Annotated in this window: 16 protein-coding genes; 8 read left to right on the top strand and 8 right to left on the bottom strand. The window is 71.3% G+C overall.

Annotation, left to right across the window (positions count from 1 at the left end; genetic code table 11):
• Window positions 1–45: 45 nt before the first annotated feature.
• Window positions 46–306, bottom strand: a complete 261-nt coding sequence (locus tag RM812_RS25595) for a WXG100 family type VII secretion target (RefSeq protein WP_311576376.1) — start codon at window positions 304–306, stop codon at window positions 46–48.
• A gap of 218 nt (window positions 307–524) precedes the next feature.
• On the opposite strand from RM812_RS25595, the gene RM812_RS25590 reads away from it, so the two are divergent.
• Entirely contained in the window at window positions 525–785 is a 261-nt protein-coding gene (locus RM812_RS25590; RefSeq protein WP_217140661.1) for a WXG100 family type VII secretion target, read from the top strand.
• A gap of 109 nt (window positions 786–894) precedes the next feature.
• Here the strand turns inward: RM812_RS25590 and RM812_RS25585 are convergent, their stop codons facing one another.
• The gene (locus RM812_RS25585) at window positions 895–1,197 is read right to left on the bottom strand and encodes a hypothetical protein (RefSeq protein WP_311576369.1); all 303 of its coding nucleotides are present in this window, start codon (window positions 1,195–1,197) and stop codon (window positions 895–897) included.
• 105 nt (window positions 1,198–1,302) lie between these two features.
• Here RM812_RS25585 and RM812_RS25580 point away from each other — a divergent pair, with 105 nt between their 5' ends.
• The 3 genes from RM812_RS25580 to RM812_RS25570 all read left to right on the top strand — a co-directional run bounded on the left by RM812_RS25580 (window position 1,303) and on the right by RM812_RS25570 (window position 3,727).
• Window positions 1,303–1,617 carry an SAV_915 family protein gene (locus tag RM812_RS25580; RefSeq protein WP_311576366.1) on the top strand — a complete coding sequence of 105 codons (315 nt, stop codon included), beginning with the start codon at window positions 1,303–1,305 and terminating at the stop codon, window positions 1,615–1,617.
• Window positions 1,618–1,627: 10 nt separating this feature from the next.
• The gene (locus RM812_RS25575) at window positions 1,628–3,088 is read left to right on the top strand and encodes a hypothetical protein (protein ID WP_311576363.1); all 1,461 of its coding nucleotides are present in this window, start codon (window positions 1,628–1,630) and stop codon (window positions 3,086–3,088) included.
• Between the two features lie 183 nt (window positions 3,089–3,271).
• Window positions 3,272–3,727, top strand: coding sequence for a hypothetical protein (locus RM812_RS25570; protein ID WP_311576360.1), 456 nt, complete (start codon window positions 3,272–3,274; stop codon window positions 3,725–3,727).
• A 69-nt stretch (window positions 3,728–3,796) separates the two neighbouring features.
• On the opposite strand, the gene RM812_RS25565 is transcribed toward RM812_RS25570, so the two are convergent.
• From RM812_RS25565 to RM812_RS25550, 4 genes are all read right to left on the bottom strand, one after another.
• Window positions 3,797–8,287, bottom strand: a complete 4,491-nt coding sequence (locus RM812_RS25565) for an FtsK/SpoIIIE domain-containing protein (RefSeq protein WP_311576357.1) — start codon at window positions 8,285–8,287, stop codon at window positions 3,797–3,799.
• 118 nt (window positions 8,288–8,405) lie between these two features.
• Window positions 8,406–10,733, bottom strand: coding sequence for a serine/threonine-protein kinase (locus tag RM812_RS25560; protein ID WP_311576354.1), 2,328 nt, complete (start codon window positions 10,731–10,733; stop codon window positions 8,406–8,408).
• 163 nt (window positions 10,734–10,896) lie between these two features.
• Complete coding sequence (locus tag RM812_RS25555) at window positions 10,897–12,702, bottom strand: serine/threonine-protein kinase (protein WP_311576351.1); 1,806 nt, start codon at window positions 12,700–12,702, stop codon at window positions 10,897–10,899.
• A gap of 72 nt (window positions 12,703–12,774) precedes the next feature.
• Window positions 12,775–13,623: a menaquinone biosynthetic enzyme MqnA/MqnD family protein gene (locus RM812_RS25550; RefSeq protein ID WP_311576348.1), complete on the bottom strand. Its 849-nt coding sequence runs from the start codon at window positions 13,621–13,623 to the stop codon at window positions 12,775–12,777.
• Between the two features lie 291 nt (window positions 13,624–13,914).
• On the opposite strand from RM812_RS25550, the gene RM812_RS25545 reads away from it, so the two are divergent.
• A complete protein-coding gene (locus RM812_RS25545) occupies window positions 13,915–14,118 on the top strand; it encodes a cold-shock protein (RefSeq protein ID WP_004984723.1) in 204 nt (67 codons plus the stop codon).
• A gap of 117 nt (window positions 14,119–14,235) precedes the next feature.
• On the opposite strand, the gene RM812_RS25540 is transcribed toward RM812_RS25545, so the two are convergent.
• Window positions 14,236–14,802, bottom strand: coding sequence for a helix-turn-helix domain-containing protein (locus RM812_RS25540; RefSeq protein WP_311576332.1), 567 nt, complete (start codon window positions 14,800–14,802; stop codon window positions 14,236–14,238).
• A gap of 68 nt (window positions 14,803–14,870) precedes the next feature.
• Between RM812_RS25540 and RM812_RS25535 the strand changes: the two genes are divergently transcribed.
• From RM812_RS25535 to RM812_RS25525, 3 genes are read left to right on the top strand one after another with little or no spacing between them, the layout of a single operon-like run.
• Window positions 14,871–15,626, top strand: coding sequence for an AzlC family ABC transporter permease (locus tag RM812_RS25535; protein ID WP_394816515.1), 756 nt, complete (start codon window positions 14,871–14,873; stop codon window positions 15,624–15,626).
• Window positions 15,623–15,937 (top strand): AzlD domain-containing protein, encoded by a 315-nt coding sequence (locus RM812_RS25530; protein ID WP_311576326.1) that lies wholly within the window; start codon window positions 15,623–15,625, stop codon window positions 15,935–15,937. The genes RM812_RS25535 and RM812_RS25530 overlap by 4 nt, the downstream gene beginning before the upstream one ends.
• Window positions 15,938–15,974: 37 nt before the next feature.
• On the top strand, window positions 15,975–16,643 hold the full coding sequence (locus RM812_RS25525; protein WP_311576323.1) for a class I SAM-dependent DNA methyltransferase: 669 nt from the start codon (window positions 15,975–15,977) through the stop codon (window positions 16,641–16,643).
• A 99-nt stretch (window positions 16,644–16,742) separates the two neighbouring features.
• On the opposite strand, the gene RM812_RS25520 is transcribed toward RM812_RS25525, so the two are convergent.
• A complete protein-coding gene (locus RM812_RS25520) occupies window positions 16,743–18,671 on the bottom strand; it encodes an AMP-dependent synthetase/ligase (protein WP_311576319.1) in 1,929 nt (642 codons plus the stop codon).
• Between the last annotated feature and the right edge of the window lie 88 nt (window positions 18,672–18,759).

Raw genomic sequence — 18,759 nt, 5'->3', positions numbered from 1 at the left:
ACCGGCGGCGGCCGGCGGCGCTTCTTCGTGTTCAGTTCTTCATCTTCACTTCTTCTTGTTCTGCAGGTCCTTGGCGCCCTGAGCGCACTTCTGCGCTTCGTCGCGCAAGGCCTCGGCGACCGTGCCGCACTTCGTCTTCCAGCTCTTCAGCTTTCCGCGCACGTCGTCCGCGTTGGGCCCCGACCAGGTCTTCATGCCTGTCGTGCTGTGGTTCTTCGCGGCGTCGACGAGACCGTCTATGTGATCGGCCAGGGACCTCAACTGACTGGCGCGCTGGTTGAGTTCCTGTATGTCAGGATTTGCCATAGCAGCTCTCCCCCGCTGTCTCCGGACCCCCAGGATACTGTCGCAGCCACGGGGCCCCGGCAGAAGTCCTGACCTGCCGCTTCCCACTCCGTGCACACCGATCGTTCACCGGAGATCCCATCTGCAACAGCAGTGGACGGGAACTACTGGTGGTGTTGTAGCGTCCACTGTTGCGAACGGACAGTCCGCTTGCCTTTGTTGACACGGGGAGGAACGCCATGGATCGCGGTGCAGATCTCACGCGGCTCCGGGAACTGTCGAAGCTGTACGCCCGCAAGGCCCACGACCTGCAGCTCCTGATCAAGGACCTGCAGACGGCCACGGCCGACAGCTCCGGCTACTGGAAGGGCCCGAAGGCCGACCGGTTCCGGGACGACTGGCGTGACGTGAAGCCGACCTTCGACAAGTGGGTCGACACGCTGAACGACGCCAGCAAGTCCGCGAACACCAGCGCCGACAACATCGAGCGCGCCACCTGATCGAAGGCGTGTCACGCGCAGCGGGTGACCGGCCGGGGCGTCGGAGCCGAAGCCTTGAGGGCTGTGGCTCCGGCGCCCCGGCGGCGTTCGGGCCGTCGGCTCGTTGCGCTCATTTCCCCAGGTGATACGAGCGTGCCTCGGCCGCCGACACCTTCTCGGGTTCCCCGCGGATGGCCGCGTCGATGGCGGGAAGCAGCTTGCCGACCTGTTCGCCCAGCTTCCGGTGCCGGCCGTCCAGCTCGCGGTGCCAGGCTCGCGCGTTCTTCCCGACCCAGACCTTGTCGCCGCCGATCTCCTCGGTCGGTGCCTTGAGGGCCTTGCGGAGGCTTTCCACCTCCTTGGCCAGGTCGCTGCGAAGTTTTTCGAGGTCTGCCCTTTTCGGATTGGGCACTTTCGATTCTTGGTCCGCCACAACGATCTCCCCCTTTTCGTATTTTCAACGTGGGCCAGTCAACACACTGGCGAAGCTCTCCATCGACGAGCGCAGGCCCACCTCGGCACCACATAATCTGAGGCGATGATGTCCAGCGACACAACTCGGGAAAATCCCGAGTTCCTTGTGCTGCCCACCATGGCCGGCGCGCCGCAGGTCCCTGACGACACATCGTCCGCCCGCGACCACGTCGAGGTGGCCCTCCTGCCGGTGACCGGCGACAACGGTGAAGCGCAGCTCACCGCTCTCGCCTTCACATCGGTACCTCTTCTGGTCGAGGCGATGGGTGAGCGGCAGCCGTGGGTGATCATCCCTACGGGTGAACTGGAGAGGTGCCTGGTCGGCTCCGGGGCTCGGTCCGTCCTCATCGATCCGCGGCCGGCCGACGGCGGGGAGTAGGAGTCCGACCATGGTTGACCCCAATTTCACCGGTATCAATCCGGACAACCTCCGCAGGGTCATCGCGCACCTCACACACGGCAGCAAGACACTGCACGGCGCCAAGTCCTCGTACGCCGCCAGGTTTCAGCGGCTCGGACTGCAGACCACTCACCTCACCGAGATCGGGAAGATCGCCGCGTGGGTGGACGACGAGCTTCCGATGCTGCGTCGCAGGCAGGCGCTGGCGGCGGCCTTGGAGGTGGACCAGGGTGGCCTTAAGCGCGGGGCCATGGTGCGGCTGCGTGAACCTGTCGCGACCGTGGGGGAGGCGCGGGCCGACGGGAAGAAGCTCGCCGAAGAGATCAACAAAGTGGCGGAGCTCGACAAAGCCGCGGCCGGCGCCGAATTCCATCGGATCGCCGAAGAGTTGGCGAAGCACAAAGGAGACCCGGACTTCACGTCGGCGTTCTACGCCAAGATGGACCTGGAGCTGCTCAAGGTACTCCCAGTGACCGTTGCCGCGACCAAGGCAGCGACTGCCGAGAACGACCTGAAAGTGTTCGGCTCCGCGTTTACCGCCGCTGTCAACGCCGACTCCCCCGCGCCGGGCTTCGACAAGGCAACCGCCCTGTTCCACGGCGACATCGACAAGGACGAGCCCACCGCGGTGTTCAACCGTGCGCTGATGCAGGGGAATGATCCGAGTCTCTGGGCCATCGCTTGGACGCACGTGAAGCTCGCCGTGAAGAAGCTCGGCGAGCCCTCGGAGACGTGGTCGGACACGGCAGGATTGCTTGCCGCCGTCATCGGTATGCAGGCTAAGTATGCCGGGCACTTCTGGGAGCGGTCGCTGAAGTTCTTCGACGAGGCAAGTCGGTTGTACGAGCAGCGGGTCAGCGCTATGAGTAAGAAAGAAAAGAGGGAGTTCAAGAACGAGACCAAGCGTGCTGCCCGGGCGTCCGCACAGTCTGCCCGCGAGGCTGAGCGGATCCTCGCCAGGTACGGGATGGGTTCGTTCTCTCGGTTGATGGAGACCTCAATCGCGGATGGTGGCAGCTGGCTAGTAGGCAAGGTGCCGGGGCTCCGGCCACCCAGTTCCGCATCTCTCTTCGGACGCGCTCTGCACGCGGGCGGGAAGTTGCCGTTGGTCGGAACAGTCCTCACCGTGGGGGCCATTGGGTGGGACATCGCGCATGGCGACGAGAAGGATGTCGCAGTTGCCTCCAATGTAGGAGGGATGGCTGTCGGGGCTGGCTTCACCTGGGCGGCCATGGCGGGTGTAGCGGCGGTGGGAGGCCCCGTCGGGTGGGGAATCGCAGCCGGCGTCGTAGTCGGTTTCGGCTTTGGCTATGCAACTTCTTACGCCGTAAAAACTGAAACCGGAAAGCAGGCGGTCAACGCGGTCACAGGAGCGGCGAAAGATGCGAGTGAATCTATTGGTGACACCGTATCCAGCCTCAAAAACTCGGTGAGCGGGTGGATCTCGTGAGGTGGGTCAACAATGACTAATAAGAAGAGGAGACGTCCTGCGGATCAGTATCAACTACCGCCACACATTGTCAGATCCCAGCAGCTCGCCGCCGCTAGACGCGCCAAGCTGAACCCGCGCCCGACGGTTGCGCCAATCCGCACGATCCTGGGTATCTTCGGTGTTTTTCTACTGTGCGGGGGTATGGCCCTGTTCTTCTGGCTTCCAGCACGTTCCCTCGTGGACGACCTGCGCTCCAACGGATCAACCGTCGCCGCAACGGTAACCGGGGTCGACAACAAGCCCAAGTACGTGAAAGTCAGGCTCGTCACGGGCCCCCGGATGGGAGCTGAAGTAAAGCTGTCGGATTACGCCGGGATGTACCCAGACGTGAATACCGGCGATTCACTCCTGGTCACATACGACACCGAAGACCCGTCCCGCATCCTCTCTGACAGCTGGGTCACCAATCCGCCCTTCAACCTGCCCTTCTACGGAGCGTCGGTCGGCGCGGTCCTCTTCTTGGTCGGAACGGTCGCTGCCACGCTCAGGCGCCGCTGGATTCTCCGCAATTGGCCCACCGACGCCACAGCCACAGTCTCAGCGGATCGAGAGAAGCCCTGCATTCCCGACAACACGCACCCCCTCACTAAGCCGTAGGCACGTAGAGCAACCCACTGCGGGCCCCGCCTCCAGGCAGCGGCCCGCAGTCGCGTCGTCACCCCGTACTCACCCGTTCATCACCGACTGCACCGGCATGAACGACCCTCCGGCCACGAACAGCCCGCTGCCCGCGGGGCCGCTGCCGCTGTTGGCGGGGAGTCTGATGCCGAAGAGTTCGCCTTCCGAAGGGCTCTGCGGGGTGAGCAGCAGGCCGTTGCGGGACTTGCGGGCCTCTACGGCGAAGCCGCGGTACTGGCCCGAGAGGCTGTCCGTGGAGCCGGCCGCGATGAGGCCGATGCCTCCGTCGGCGCCCTTGCGGACGACCGTCTCCAGGGCCTCGTCGAGGCTGGTGTCGTAGAGGAGCTCCGCGTCGTCGACGACCACGACGTACGAGCCGCCGGACGCCTTGGCGACCAGTTGCTCGAGGTCGTCCTCGCGGCTGTCCGCGTTCAGCAGGCCCAGGACTCCGTCCCGTCCCTCCAGGTCTCGCAGGGGCGAGCGGCGGGGAGCGACGAGGACGACCGGCGTGCCGGCGCGCAGCAGGGACTCCGTCGCGGCCAGCAGGGTCGTCGAGCGGCCGGACTTGGGCGGGCCCGCGACGACGAAGCCGGGGCCGCTCTCCTCCAGGTCGACGCCGATCGGGTGGAGTTCGTCGCCGCCCACGCCGATCAGTGCCCACAGGGCGGACGGCGGCGCGAAGTCGGGGTCGAGGGCGAGGGCGTCGGACGCCGTGATGTGCGAGGGCAGCGCGTCCACTCGCATCGGGCGTCGTCCCGCCGGGACCCGTCCGTGGCGGGCCGCGGCCTCCTCGGCGATCTCACGGAGCGCACGTACCTGGGCCTGGCCGGCCGGGTCCGCCGAGAGCAGGCCGATCTGCGTCTCGTCGACACCGGTGTCCGTGATCCGCAGGGCGCGGCCCGGGGGCATGTTCTTCGGGACCTCACGGGCCTGCAGCCCGGCCGTGGAGTAGTCGTTCGGGTCGGCGAAGCGCAGGACCAGCCGGTCGGCGAAGGCGGACGAGACGTGACCGCTGAGGCCGCTGCGGTCGGCGGTCATGACGACCTTGAGGCCGACCGCGGAGCCCTCACGGAAGATGCGCTGGGCCGCTTCGAGCAACTGGCCGTAGTTGTACGCCTCGAAGGTCGAGGCGAAGCCCTCCCAGCCGTCGAGCAGCAGCACCATCCACGGGAGGCGGTCCTCGGGCGCGGCCGTCGCACGCTGCTCCGTGGCGCTCGACGCGCCCTCCATGGCGAGCAGTTGCTGGCGTCGGGCGATCTCCGCCAGCAGGCGCTCGATGAGACGGCGGACCCGGTCCGGCTCGTCACGGGTGACCACCGCGCCCACGTGGGGCAGGCGCATCAGCGGCAGCAGCGCGTTGGAGCCGCAGTCGATGCCGTAGACGTGCACGTCGTGGGGGGAGGTACTGCGGGCGAGGGAGCCCGCCAGGGACCGCAGGGCCGTCGAGCGGCCGGAGCGGGCGCCGCCCAGGAGCATGGTGTGCTCGCCGTGCACCAGGTCCAGGGACAGCGGCATCCGCGTCTGCTTCGCCGGCAGGTCGATCAGGCCGTACGGGATCGGCGCGACGTCCGCCGCCGGTTCCGGCTCGGGCGTCCCGGGCGCCTGGGCGTATGCCAGCGCGTCGTCCAGGGTGACCAGTTCGGACAGCGGGTCCAGCCACGGGCTGCGCTGTTCACGGAAGCCCATCCGCCGCGCGCCGTCGCACACGGCGTCCACGAGAACGGCCAGGTCGGTGACCATGGTGCCGTCGTCCTCGGCCTCCTCCCGCTTGGGCAGCGGGCGACTGTAGGCGTGCCAGGGCAGCGGCAGAAGGGTCGCCTTCGGACCGGTCCCGCCCGTAGCGGGGCGGCGGCCACCGATGCGGGCCGACTGGACTCCGACCAGGGACTGCGCACCGGAGCGGACGTACATGCGTCCGGGGGTCGACTTGGCGATCGCGCCCGAGTCGGGGGCCTCGATGACGTCGATGGACTCCGAGGCGTCCGTCACCCGCAGCGCGATGCGCAGGTTGGTGTTGGCGCGGATGTCCGCGCTGACGACACCGGCGGGACGCTGGGTGGCCAGGATCAGGTGCACGCCCAGGGAACGACCGCGGCGGGCGATGTCGACCAGACCCGCGACGAAGTCCGGGAGTTCGGCGACCAGGGAGGCGAACTCGTCGATGACCAGGACGAGTCGGGGCATGGGCTCCAGTTCCGGACGGAGCTTGCGCGTGTCGTTGTAGTCCTCGATGTCCTTGGCGGCGGCGTCGAAGAGAATCCTCTCCCGGCGGTGCAGCTCGGCCGCGAGCGAGGCGAGGGCCCGCTCGGTCAGATGGGCGTCGAGGTCACTGACCATGCCGACGGTGTGCGGCAGCCGGGCGCAGTCCATGAAGGCGCTGCCGCCCTTGTAGTCGATCAGTACGTAGTTCAGCGCGTCCGGCCGGTTCACGACGGCGAGCGAGGTGATGATCGTCTGCAGCAGCTCGGACTTACCGGCACCCGTGGTGCCCGCGACCAGCGCGTGCGGGCCGTCCCGCCGGATGTCCAGTACGAAGGTGCCGTCCGCGGCGATGCCGACGGGCGCGGCGGTCGTCGAACCGCCCGCCCGCCAGACGCGTTCCACGTCGGCGCCGACCGGGTCGGGCATGCCGAGCAGGGTCAGCAGCCGCGCGGAGGTGGGGAGGGCGCTGCCGGCGTCGTCGCGGCTGACGTCGCGTACCGGCGCGAGGGAACGGGCGAGCAGCTCGCACCACTCGGGCACGGCCTGGTCGGCCAGGACGTCACCGGCGGCCTCCAGCCCGTGACCGCGCACGCGGACGTGGTGCGGGGCGTCCGGGGACCAGGCGATGACGGCCTTGCACTCCTCCGGCAGCAGCCGCTCGTCCTCGTCGACACACAGGGCGAGGATGCCGTACCGCGGTCCCTCGCTGAGGAGTTGCGGCACGCCGGGTACGCGGCGCAGCAGGCGCGCCCCGTCGAGGATCAGCAGGACGGTGGGGTCCGGGTAGAGCTGGCCGGTCGTGTTGTTCTGCTCGCGGGCGGCCTTGCGCCGGGCCAGTTCGTTCAGCAGCTCGTTGACGCGGCGGGTGACGGTCTCGGAGTCGAAGCCGACCAGCGCGACGCAGTCCTGCCCCTGGTCGGGGCTGGTGTGGGGCAGCCAGTGAACCCACTGCCAGGCGGCGCCGGCGTTCGGGGTGGCGGTGAGCGACACCAGGGAGAGGTCCCGCGGGCTGTGCAGGACCGCGGCCTGCACCGCGAGCCAGCGGGCGCTGGCCAGGGCCCGTTCCCGGTCGCCGGCGACGCCGACCACGCCGAGCTGGGCGAAGGGGAGGGTGACCGGGACGTCGGCGAGGACGGGTGGGTCCGGGGCGTCCTCCTCGTACATGGAGCCGCCACGGCCCAGGACGAGCTCCACGTCCGAGGGAAGGTCGCCGACGCCGATCCTCAGCTGCATGGCGTCGGGGTCGGTGAGCCGGCGCTCCCACAGGCGGCGCCGGGGGCCGGTGGCGAAGAGCAGGATCTCGGCCGGGTCGGGGGAGTCGACCCGGCGGGCGCGCTGTTCCTCCTTGGCGAGGGCGGCCAGTTCGGCCTCGTGGGCCGCGAGGTCCTTCTTGTACTGCTTGAGCGACGTCCGGTGCTTCTTCTTGCCCTCGCGGTTCTCGCTGATCCACTGGGCGGCCATCATCAGCGGGCTCATCAGGCAGAAGAGCAGCATGTAGATCTGCTTGGTGAGGAAGTACATGCCGATGCCGAAGGCCATGGGCATGACCGCCATGAGGAGCTGGAAGCGTGCCCGTTCCCCTTTGCTCGGCGGCACCGGCACCACGAGCCGGCGGCGGGGCCGCAGCGGAGACAGCCTCGGCGGACGGTTGTAGGCCAGGCCTCCCTCGCTCATCGCGGACAGGTGCGCGTCCGGCGCGGCGACGCGGGCGAGGACCAGCAGTGAGTCACCGATCCGGACGACGCCGTCCGCCGGCCAGGGCGTCCCCGACGCCGCCACCGGATCATCGTCGAGCTGGACCTCGGCCCCGTCCTCGGGGCTGAGCATCGCGTTGCCCTGCAGGTCGATCGACACCCTCAGCGCGACCGGCGGCAGCGAGGCACCCGGCAGCGGAAGCGTGCAGGTGGGCGCCGAGCCCAGGGTGGTCACGCCGACCCCGAGCCGGACCACACGCCCGGAGGCGGGGCCACCGGCGACCCTCAGCTCGAACTGGCCGACCGGCTCGCCCTTGCGCAGCAACGGGCCCATGGAGTCGTCCACGGTGACCCGCATGCCGTCCTGCAGCACCTGCGCGACGGGCGCCGCCGGGTCGCAGAGCACGCCGTCGGCCCACAGGGACGGCCCACCGGTCCCGGCGGGCCCGTAACCGGGGAAGGGGGACGGCGCCATGCCGGGCATGACTCTGACGTTCGCCGGCATGCCCGTCGGCGCGCCGCTTCGGCCCAGTTCTGTCGACAGCGCCTGGGCGACGTCGCCGGCCGTCGCGGTGTCGTCCGCGGTGACGACGACGTCGTGCGGCTCACCGCCCTCGCTGACGACCGTGACCAGCATCCGCATGGTGGGTCTTCCTCCCCGTCGGCCTTCGCGGCCGTGTTCGTTGCTCCGGCAACCTCCGGCAACATCCGACCACGGAGACTACTGTCCGTCTCCGACAGCCGGCTCGGCCGCCCGTGCCTCACACCGCCGGCAGCGCGTAGATCTCATGGCCGTGCGTCACCAGCAGCCGGTTCCCCGACAGGGCGGCCTGCCATGGTTCGCCCACGGCCTTGCTGTCGCTGTAGGTCCAGCGGAGCTTGCCCGTCCGGGTCTCCAGGGCGATGATGCCGCCGTCCAGGGAGCCGGTGGCGCCGTACAGGGTCGTCCCCGCCCGCAGGAACGTCTCCGGTCCCTCGACGTCCAGTTCGTCGCAGAGCCAGGTCCGCTTGCCGGTCTTGACGTCCACGGCCCATACGCCGTCGTCGTGGTCGCTGGTGTAGAGCACGCCGTCGACCACCGTCGGGTTGCCGAAGCCCCGGCGGCCTGCCGGGGACAGCGTCCAGACGGTGCTGCCGTTGTCCGCGTCGACGGCCGTCAGTTCGTCGCCCGGCAGGAAGACGAGGCCGTTCGCGACCGTCGGCCGCCAGGTCCACTCCTCGCCGATCTTCTTCGTCCACAGCTGACCGCCGGTGGCGGTGTCCCGGACGGTGAGGTTGAGGTTCGAGTCGGCGTAGACCAGGTACTTGCCCGAGGCGCTGCCCTGGACGTCGTAGTCCTTGGTGCCCCAGTCCCGGTGCTGGACCCACGCCGTCTTTCCCGTGGTGTGGCTGATGGCCGCGACGGCCGTGCGGTACTTGGTGGCGCTCCGCGCCTGACCGTGGTCGGTCGCCGTGACGTAGACGTTCCTGTCGTCGATCGCGATCGTGTCCTCGACGGACAGCTGCTTGCCGAGGCGGCTGCGCCAGACCTCTTCCCCGGTCCTGACGTCGTGGGCGACCAGGACACCGTCGTGGTCGCCGTCGGCGAGGTACACCTTGCCGTCGTGGAGGAGGAGCTGGGCTCCGGATCGGCAGATGCCCGGCCTGGTCCAGCGGGCCTTGCCGGTCCTGACGTCGTAGGCCACGAGCGGATCGCCGCTGACCAGGAGCAGTCCGTCGTACGTGAGGAGCGGTACGCCCGCCGTGGTGCTGTCCTCCGCGGCCGACTTGTGCCACAGCGGTTGTGGTGCCACGCCGGCGGGTGGGGTCGTGAAGTCCTCGTCCGCCGGTTCGGCCGGACCACCCTTACCCGGGGCGTGCGTTGCCCCGTCGGAGGTGTCGTCACCGGTCGTGAGCACCCACGCGGCAGTGCCACCCACCACCGCGACGGCCGCCGCGCCACCGAGCGCCATTCCGAGCACCCGGCGCCGGGAACGGGCCGGAGCGGACGCCCCGCCGGTGCCGAGCCGGACCGTGCCGGGAAGGGGGGTGCCGTACGCGGGCGCCGGTGGCGGTGCCGGAGTACCACCGGGCGGCGTGCCGTACCCGGCCGGTCCGGGCGGCGGCGTTCCCGTCGAGGGGGTGCCCGCGGACGGCGTCCCGTCCAGCATGGTCGGCGCCGGGCCGAAAGCGGGCGCGGGCCGGGGAGCCTCCGGAGCCTCCAGGTCCAGGATCCCCGCGGCGTGCGTCGCGATCGTCGAGGCCACCGCCGACGGCAGCCAGTCGTGCAGAGCGGCGTCGATGCCCTGCCCGGCCAGCGCGGTCACGATCTCCCCGGGCGCCGGGCGCTGCGCCGGGTCCTTCATGAGGCAGGCGCGGATCAGGCCCAGCAGGGACGGGGGTACGCCCGTCAGGTCGGCCTCGCCGTGCACGATCTGGTAGAGCAGCGCGGCGTGCGAGGCCGCGCCGTCGCCGAAGGCGCCCCGCCCGGTCGCCGCGAACGCGAGCACGGAACCCAGCGAGAAGACGTCACCCGCCGTGCCGACGTCCTTGCCCAGCGCCTGCTCCGGCGACATGTATCCGGGCGAGCCGACCACTGCACCGGTCCGCGTCATCCGGCTGCCGTCCACCGCCCGCGCGATGCCGAAGTCGATGAGGCGCGGTCCGTCGGCGGCCAGCAGGACGTTGGAGGGCTTGAGGTCGCGGTGGATCAGTCCCCCCGCGTGGATGTCCTGGAGCGCCGCGGCCAGCCCGGCGGCCAGCGCGCGGACCGTGCGCTCCGGCAGCGCTCCGTGGGCCGCGACCACGTCCGTCAGGTCGGGACCGAGGACGTACGACGTCGCGAGCCACGGCAGGGGCGCGTCCGGGGCGGCGTCCACGACGGGGGCGGTGAACCGGCCTGAGACCGCCTTCGCGATCCGCACCTCGTGCCGGAACCGGGCGCGGAAGTCCCCGTCCGCCGCGAGATCCGGTCGGACCACCTTCACGGCGACGGTACGGCCGCCGGGCGACCGGGCGAGGTAGACGCGGCCCATGCCACCTGCGCCGAGTCTTCGCAGGAGGCGGTAGTGGCCCAGCTCCTGCGGATCGTCCGAATGCAGTGTCTCCATGGCCGGCTTCTCCGTCGTGTCGCCCCGTTGACGAACACCCGGTGCGCGCAGTGGTGTTCGCTGTCGCCGACACAGTAGTGACGGCGGTGGCCGGGGAGTTGCAGGGGGCATGGCCGGCGGTCCGACGGGCTGGTGGGCCGGTGGGCCGGTGGGAACACGTCGGCTACTCGACCTTCGACAACCGCGCCTTCGGCCGGCCCGAGTCCTTGCTGTCGGACTCGTACTGGAGGTCGTCGCCGACGGGGGTGAGGCGGACGGTGTGGAGGGCCTGGTTGCAGACGTCTCGGTTGCCCTCGGCTCCCACGGCGCTCGCGACGACCTGCTTCTGCGTCACCTCCTTCAGGGTCAGAACGTCGTCACAGGTGCCGCCGAAGAGGTCGGTGTGGCGCAGGGTGCCCAGTTTCTCGCCGACCGCGGCTTCTCGGACGGTCAGGCGGAAGGTACCCAGGGGCAGGTTGCCCTCGACCGCCACGGCCTGGCCCTCCCAGGTGCCCCGGTAACGGGAAGGGGCGGTCTGCCGGCCGCCCGCGCCGGCGTCCGGCGGGGCACTCGCGGACGGGGTGTGGCCGCCGTCGTCGGCGGAGTTCTTGCTGCCGCCGCCCGGCACGACGTCGAAGACGAGGACCGATCCGATCGTCACCGCCGCCATCGCCCCGGCCACTGCCAGGGCCACCGTGCAGCTCAGCCTGCGGCCCCGCCGTCCAGCGCCCGCGGGAGCGGAGGTGGCCGCGACGGAGACGGAGAGCCTGCCGGGAGACCGGTCGCCGTCACGCGGCGCCGGTACGGGAGTGGGTGGCGCCGGTACGGGAGTGGGTGGCGCCGGTACGGGAGTGGGTGGCGCCGGTACGTGCGCCGGGGGCGCGGTCGGCGCGGGCATCACCGGTGCCGGCCCGAACACGCCGGGCACCGCCGCGCTGCCGGGCACACCCGTTACCCCGCCGTCGGCATCCGCCCCCTCCGCCCCCGCCGTCACCGACGGCCGGCTGAACCCCACCGGACCAGACGCCGACCCCGCACCCGGCCCGTGCCCCGACCCCGGTCCCGGCCCGGGCCCCGGTCCCGACGGCGACTCCGCCGCCTCCAGGTTCAGCAGCTGTACGGCGCTCCGGCTGACCCGCTCCACCAGCGGCCCCGGCAGCCAGCCGCCGGTCACCAGGCGCGCCGCGCCCTCGGGAGCGAGGCGTCGGGCCACGTCCCCGGGGGCCGGACGGGCGGCCGGGTCCTTGGTCAGGCACGCCGCCACCAGGTCCCGTATCTCCCCGTCCAGCGCGCCGATCTCCGGCTCCTCGTGGACGACCTTGTAGAGCAGCGCGGCCGAGGAGTCCCCGGGGAAGGGCGGCCGGCCGGTCGCGGCGAAGGCGAGCACGGCGCCCAGCGAGAAGACGTCCGCCGCGCCCGTGACGCCCTTGCCGAGGATCTGCTCGGGCGACATGTAGCCGGGCGAGCCGATCGAGACGCCCGTCGAGGTCAGGGAGGCGGTGCCGTCCGTGGCACGGGCGATGCCGAAGTCGATCAGGAGGGGGCCGTCGAGGGTCAGCAGGACGTTCGACGGCTTCACGTCCCGGTGGACGAGGCCCAGCTCGTGCACCACCGCCAGCGCCTCGCCGAGGCCCGCACCCAGGACCCGTACCGAGTGGGCCGGCAGCGGGCCGCCGTCCGCGACCGCCGCCGTCAGGGACGGACCGGCGGCGTAGGCCGTGGCGACCCACGGCACGCCCGCCTCGGGGTCCGCGTCCAGTACGGGCGCGGTCCAGGCGCCGCCCACCCGGCGCGCGGCGTCCACCTCGCGCCGGAAACGGGCCCGGAACTCCTCGTCGAGCGCGAAGTGCGGGTGCACGATCTTCACGGCGACGGTCCGGCCCCCGGCGCTGCGGCCCAGGTAGACCCGGCCCATGCCGCCGGAGCCCAGCCGGCCCAGCAGCCGGTAGGGCCCCACGACGGTGGGTTCGTCGACTTCCAGCGGCCGCATGGCGTCCACCCTCCCCCGTACGCCGGTACCTGCCAGCAGGGTAGTGGGCCGCCCGCGCGGGGACCCCGCGCGTCAGGGCTGGAGCAGGTCCACCTTCACGTCCGCCGGGAAGCCGGTGGTCGGGCCCACCCGGCGGGCGAACTCGGTGACGGCCTCCAGCTGCGGGGCGCCGAGGCGGAAGTCGAGCGTGGTGAAGTACTTCGCGAGGGTCTCCTCGTCGAAGGCCTCCCAGCGGGCCGCCTGCTCGGCGACCTTGCCGACCTCCTCCAGCGAGAGGTTGCGCGAGGCGAGGAAGGCCTCGTGCACCTTGCGGGTGATGACCGGCTCCCGCTCGGCGTAGTCGCGCCGGGCCGCCCAGACCGCGAAGACGAACGGCAGGCCCGTCCACTCCTTCCACAGCGCGCCCAGGTCGTGCACTTCGAGGCCGTAGCGAGGGCCGTCGATCATGTTCGCGCGCAGGGCCGCGTCGCCGATGAGGACGGCCGCGTCGGCCTCCTGCATCATCAGGCTCAGGTCCGGCGGGCAGGTGTAGTAGTCGGGCCGGACGCCGAAGCGCTCGGCGAGCAGCAGCTGGGCGAGGCGTACGGAGGTGCGCGAGGTCGACCCGAGGGCGACCCGGGCACCGTCCAGCTTGTCCAGCGGGACCTGCGAGACGATCACGCACGACATCACCGGGCCGTCGCAGCCGACGGCGATGTCGGGGAAGGCGACCAGGTCGTCGGCGTTCTTGAGGAATTCGACCAGGGTCACGGGACCGATGTCGAGATCGCCCTGCACCAGCTGCTCGCTGAGCTTCTCCGGGGTGTCCTTCGTCAGCTCGAAGTCGAGGAGCGTCCCTGTTCTCGCGAGCCCCCAGTACAGGGGCAGGCAGTTCAGGAACTGGATGTGGCCGACGCGCGGCCGGGTGCGAGAATTGTCCACATCGCGAGGCTAGCCCTCCCCCGGTAACCGCCCGCCGCCGCCCCCGGCGTCAGCCGAACGGCCGAGGCGTTCAAACATCCGGGTGAAGTGATCTTGACCTCTGTTGCGCCCGGGGGCCTGCGTGCTAGGCTCACAGCAAGTTGCAGTTTGGTTTCCCTTGCAGTACAGAGCCTGCGGAGCATGTGACCGCGGGCTCTCGTCGTTCTCAGACATAAGCAGTTGTGCAGAATTCAAAGTCTTCACACTTGCTGGTTCTGGAGCAGGGCAACCCTTTGAGCCCAAGGAGGGCTTATGGCTACCGGAACCGTGAAGTGGTTCAACGCCGAAAAGGGCTTTGGATTCATCGCCCAGGAAGGCGGCGGCCCCGACGTCTTCGTCCACTACTCCGCGATCAACGCGACCGGCTTCCGGTCCCTCGAGGAGAACCAGCAGGTGTCGTTCGACGTCACGCAGGGCCCGAAGGGTCCGCAGGCGGAGAATGTCACTCCTGTCTGATTGACAGCAGTACCCAAGGAGCCCCGCGCCGTCTTCGGCGACGGGGCTCCTGCCCTTTCCCGACCGCAGCACCCGGCCCTTTCCGAGCCAGGTCCGCCCTGGTCCCGGTCTCCCGGATCACACGTGCTGCATGATCAGCACGAACGCCGTCCCCGGCACCAGCGCCTCGTACGTGTGCGGGACGTCCCCGCGGTAGGTCATGTAGTCGCCGGGCCCCAGCTCCACGCCCTCCCCGCGCGGCCCGGCCAGCAGCCGCCCGCTGCCGACGACCAGGTGCTCGACCGTCCCGGGGATGTGCGGCTCGGATTCACGGGCCGCACCCGGTTCCGCCCGCAGGTGATAGATGTCCCGCCGTGCTCCCGGCGGGCTGGAGGACAGCAGCGTGGCGGAGTAGTCGGCCCGTTCGGACGCCACTTGGGGCCCCTCCCCCGCCCTGATCACCCGCACCGCGGCGGTCGGCGGCTCCACCAGCGTGCTGAACGGCACGCCGAGGGCCACCGCCAGCGCCCAGAGGGTCTCCACGCTCGGATTGCCACTCGCCGCCTCCAACTGCGACAGCGTGGACTTGGCGATGCCGGCCCGCTTGGCCAGCTCCGACAGCGACAGCCCGGCGCGGGTCCGTTCGCGCCGCAGTGAGGCGGCGATCCAGTCGAGGGGCAGGCGGGCGGGGGACGGATCGGGCATGGTGTTCGCTCCGTAAGTACGATCGTTCGCCTTGACGAACGTAGCCGACTCTGTCCATTGTAGAAAACATGCGTTCGGTACAGCGAACTCCGCAACCGTCCGACGGACCGCCCCACGGACCACCCGACGGACCATGCGACAGGGCCGGCCGATGGCGCCAGGACCCGGAACTGCTCAGAGACGTGGCCCTCGTCAGCGCCGCCGGTGGCATCGTCGGCGTGTCGTTCGGCGCGATCGCCGTGGCCGGAGGGCTGCCGGTATGGGTTCCGGTGGTGATGTCGCTGGTCGTGTACGCGGGCTCCGCCCAGTTCAGCGCGGTCGGCGTGCTGCTGGCCGGGGGCGGCCCGGTGGCCGCGGCTGCCACCGGCCTGCTGCTCAACACGCGTACGGCGGCTTTCGGCCTCGCCGTCGCGGAGACCATCGGCACCGGTCGCGTGGCGCGACTGCTGGGCGCCCACCTGGTCACCGACGAGACGGTGGCGTTCGCCCTGGCGCAGACGGACCCGGCGCGGCGGAGGGCGGCGTTCTGGCTGTCGGGCGTCGTGCTGTTCGCCGTCTGGAACGTGGGCGTGCTCCTCGGGGCCCTGGCCGGCACCGCGCTCGGCGACACGGCGACATACGGCCTCGACGCCGCCTTCCCGGCCGTGCTGGTCGCCCTGGTCCTGCCCGCGCTGCGCCAGGACGCCGGTCTGCGCCGGGCCGCACTGCCGGGTGCCGCGGTGGCGCTGGCGCTGACCCCGGCCGTCCCGGCGGGGGTTCCGGTACTGCTGGCGCTGACCGGCCTGTTCCTCTGGCGCGCGCCGGTCCGGAAGGGGGCCGCATGAGTGCCACGGTCGCCGTGATCCTGGTGCTGGCGGTCGGGACGTACGCCTTCCGGCTGGTCGGCCCGGCGCTGCACGGCCGGGTCACGGTGCCGACGCGGGTGCGGGAGCTGTCGGCCGCCGGTGCCGTGGTGCTGCTGGTCGCGCTGCTGGCGACGGGGGCGCTGACCGAGGGCGGGGAATTCGCCGGGTGGGCGCGGCCCGCCGGAGTGCTGGCGGGCGGCGTACTGGCGTGGTGGCGGGCGCCGTTCGCGGTGGTGGTGCTGGGGGCGGCGGTGGTGACGGCGGTGCTGCGGGCGGCGGGGCTGGAATGAGGCGCTGCTGTCGGTGGGCCCGGTTAGGGTCCCCGCCATGACCGACGACACCTCCCGCGACACCTGCCACGACACCGGCTTCCTGGACACCACCCGGACCTTCTACGACGCCATCGCCGACGACTACGCCGACCACTTCCGCTCCGCGGGCGCCGGCACCCCGCTGGACCGGGCGTTGATGGGCGCCTTCGCCGAACTGGTGGGGCCGGAGGGGGAGGTGGCCGACCTCGGCTGCGGGCCCGGTCGGGTCACCGCCCACCTGGCCTCGCTCGGGCTGCGGGTCTTCGGCCTCGACCTGTCGGCCTCGATGCTCGCGATCGCCCGCCGCGAGAATCCGGGCCTGCGGTTCGAGCAGGGCTCCATGCTGGAGCTGGACCTGCCGGACGGGGCGCTCACGGGGGCGGTCTCCTGGTACTCGTCGATCCACACGCCGTGGGACCGGCTGCCGGACCTCTTCGGGGAGGTGCGGCGCGTGCTGGCCCCCGGCGGTCATCTGCTCCTCGCCTTCCAGGTCGGTGACGAGTCCCTCCGCCTCGAGCGGCCCTTCGGTCACCCGGTCGCCCTGGACTACGAGCGGCGGCGGCCGGAGCCGATGGCGGAGCTGCTGGAGCAGGCCGGCTTCACCGTGCTGTCGCGGACGGTGCGCGTGCAGGAGGAGGACACGTCCTCCCAGGTCCCGCAGGCGTGCCTGATCGCCCGCCGCTGAGGCCGGCGACATCGGCTCCCGGTGCCGGACCCGGCACCCCCGGATCCGGCACCCCCGGACCCGGCACCGTCGGACCCGGCACCCTCCGCTCCGGCGCCCCTACCCTTCGTACAGCCCCTCCACCGCCCCCGCGAAGTCCCGCGTGATCACATCGCGCCGCAGCTTCATCGAGGGGGTCAGGTGGCCCTCCCACTCCGTGAAGTCCCTCGGCAGGACGGCGAAGCGGCGGATGGACTCCGGGCGGGAGACCAGCTTGTTGGCCTCGTCGACCGCGCGCTGGAGCACCGCCAGGACCTCCTCGTCGTCGGTCAGCAGCTCCGGCGGCACCGGGTGCCTGCCGTTCATGCGGCGCCAGTGGGTGATGCCGTCGGGGTCGAGGGTGAACAGGGCGGTGACGTAGGGGCGGCGGTCGCCGAGGACGATGCACTGGGAGATCAACGGATGTGACCGCAGCCAGTTCTCCAGGGGAGCCGGGGCCACGCTCTTGCCGCCGGCGGTGATCAGCAGCTCCTTCTTGCGGCCGGTGATCGTCAGGTACCCCTCGTCGTCCAGACTGCCGATGTCGCCGGTCGCGAACCAGCCGTCGGGGGCGGCCGGGACGACGCCGCCCGCCCGGGGGTCCCAGTAGCCGTGCAGGACCTGGTCGCCGGCGACGAGGATCTCTCCGTCTGCGGCTATGCGGATGCGGGTGCCGGGCAGCGGCCAGCCGACCGTGCCGAGGCGGGGCTTCAGCGGGGGCGTCACCGTGGCCGCCGCCGTCGTCTCGGTGAGGCCGTAGCCCTCGAAGACCTCGATGCCGGCCCCGGCGTAGAAGGCGGCCAGTCGGCGGCCGAGCGGGGAGCCGCCGCAGATGACGTACCGGACCCGGCCGCCCATGGCGCGCCGGATCTTGCGGTAGACGAGGGGGTCGTAGAAGGAGCGGGCGGTCTTCAGGGCGCGGCCCGGGCCGCCGCCCGCGCCTGTCTGGCGCGCCTCCGTGGCCTCGCCGTGACGCACGGCCACCGAGACGGCGCGGTCGAAGACGGCGGCCCGGCCGCCGGACTCTGCCTTGGCGCGGGCGCTGTTGAAGACCTTCTCCAGCATGTACGGGATGGTGAGGAGGCAGGTCGGGCGGAAGGCCGCCAGGTCGGGGAGCAGGTCCGCCGGCTTCAGGCTCGGCGCGTGGCCGAGGCGGACCCGGGCACGGACGCAGGCCACGGCGACCATGCGGCCGAAGACGTGGGACATCGGGAGGAAGAGCAGGATCGACGGCTCCTCGCCCGTCTTCTCCTTGAACACGGGGTAGAGCAGCTCGATCGCGTTGTCGACCTCGGCGAAGAAGTTGCCGTGGGTCAGCGCGCAGCCCTTCGGGCGGCCGGTGGTGCCCGAGGTGTAGATCAGGGTGGCGAGCGTGCTCGGGCTCAGCATGCCCCGGCGGACGTCCACCTCCGCGTCCGGCACCCGGGCGCCCAGCTCCGCCAGCCGCTCCGTGTGCCCCTTCTCCATCACCCACAGGTGCTTGAGGTCGGGGATGCGGTCCAGGTCGGGGCCGAGGGCCGCGGCCTGTGCGGTGGTTTCCGTGACCAGGGTGACCGCGCCGGAGTCCTGGAGGATCCAGCGGGTCTGGAAGAGGGAGGAGGTCGGGTAGACGGGCACGGTCACCAGGCCGGCCGCCCAGGCGGCGAAGTCCAGCAGCGTCCACTCGTACGTCGTCCGGGACATGATCGCGATGCGGTCGCCCGGCGCCAGGCCCTCGGCGATCATGCCCTTGGCCACCGCCAGCACCTGGGCGGCGAACTCGGCCGCCGTCACGTCGGACCAGTCCCCGTCCGGCGACCTGCGGCTGAGGACGACCTGGTCCCCGGCCGCGGCCGCGTTGTCGAAGGGCAGGTCGGCGAGGGAGCCGCGCCGCACCGGCGGGGCGAACGGCGGTACGTACGCCTCCCGTACGGTCCCGTCCAGCCGCCGCGTCTCGGGCGCCACCAGGGTGGGGCCGGGCGAGTCGGCGTAGGCGGCGGATGCGGCGAAGGAGGGAAGCGGGGTGGACACGGGCGGCTCCTGGGACGTGCAGCGGCGACACTGCCCTGCTGCATGACGTACGTGCCGCGCGCTTGCATGACGTACGTGCCGCGCGCGC

The organism is Streptomyces lancefieldiae (assembly GCF_031845825.1).
Classification (GTDB): domain Bacteria; phylum Actinomycetota; class Actinomycetes; order Streptomycetales; family Streptomycetaceae; genus Streptomyces; species Streptomyces lancefieldiae.
The sequence above is the reverse complement of the archived record's forward strand: the minus strand, read 5'-3'. Positions and strand labels throughout refer to the sequence as shown.

What these genes read in the sequence shown, in the direction of transcription:
- RM812_RS25595 (WP_311576376.1), bottom strand. Translation starts at nt 306, where the DNA reads ATGGCAAATCCTGACATACAGGAACTCAACCAGCGCGCCAGTCAGTTG.
- RM812_RS25590 (WP_217140661.1), top strand. Translation starts at nt 525, where the DNA reads ATGGATCGCGGTGCAGATCTCACGCGGCTCCGGGAACTGTCGAAGCTG.
- RM812_RS25580 (WP_311576366.1), top strand. Translation starts at nt 1,303, where the DNA reads ATGATGTCCAGCGACACAACTCGGGAAAATCCCGAGTTCCTTGTGCTG.
- RM812_RS25575 (WP_311576363.1), top strand. Translation starts at nt 1,628, where the DNA reads ATGGTTGACCCCAATTTCACCGGTATCAATCCGGACAACCTCCGCAGG.
- RM812_RS25570 (WP_311576360.1), top strand. Translation starts at nt 3,272, where the DNA reads ATGGCCCTGTTCTTCTGGCTTCCAGCACGTTCCCTCGTGGACGACCTG.
- RM812_RS25565 (WP_311576357.1), bottom strand. Translation starts at nt 8,287, where the DNA reads ATGCGGATGCTGGTCACGGTCGTCAGCGAGGGCGGTGAGCCGCACGAC.
- RM812_RS25560 (WP_311576354.1), bottom strand. Translation starts at nt 10,733, where the DNA reads ATGGAGACACTGCATTCGGACGATCCGCAGGAGCTGGGCCACTACCGC.
- RM812_RS25555 (WP_311576351.1), bottom strand. Translation starts at nt 12,702, where the DNA reads ATGCGGCCGCTGGAAGTCGACGAACCCACCGTCGTGGGGCCCTACCGG.
- RM812_RS25545 (WP_004984723.1), top strand. Translation starts at nt 13,915, where the DNA reads ATGGCTACCGGAACCGTGAAGTGGTTCAACGCCGAAAAGGGCTTTGGA.
- RM812_RS25540 (WP_311576332.1), bottom strand. Translation starts at nt 14,802, where the DNA reads ATGCCCGATCCGTCCCCCGCCCGCCTGCCCCTCGACTGGATCGCCGCC.
- RM812_RS25535 (WP_394816515.1), top strand. Translation starts at nt 14,871, where the DNA reads ATGCGTTCGGTACAGCGAACTCCGCAACCGTCCGACGGACCGCCCCAC.
- RM812_RS25530 (WP_311576326.1), top strand. Translation starts at nt 15,623, where the DNA reads ATGAGTGCCACGGTCGCCGTGATCCTGGTGCTGGCGGTCGGGACGTAC.
- RM812_RS25525 (WP_311576323.1), top strand. Translation starts at nt 15,975, where the DNA reads ATGACCGACGACACCTCCCGCGACACCTGCCACGACACCGGCTTCCTG.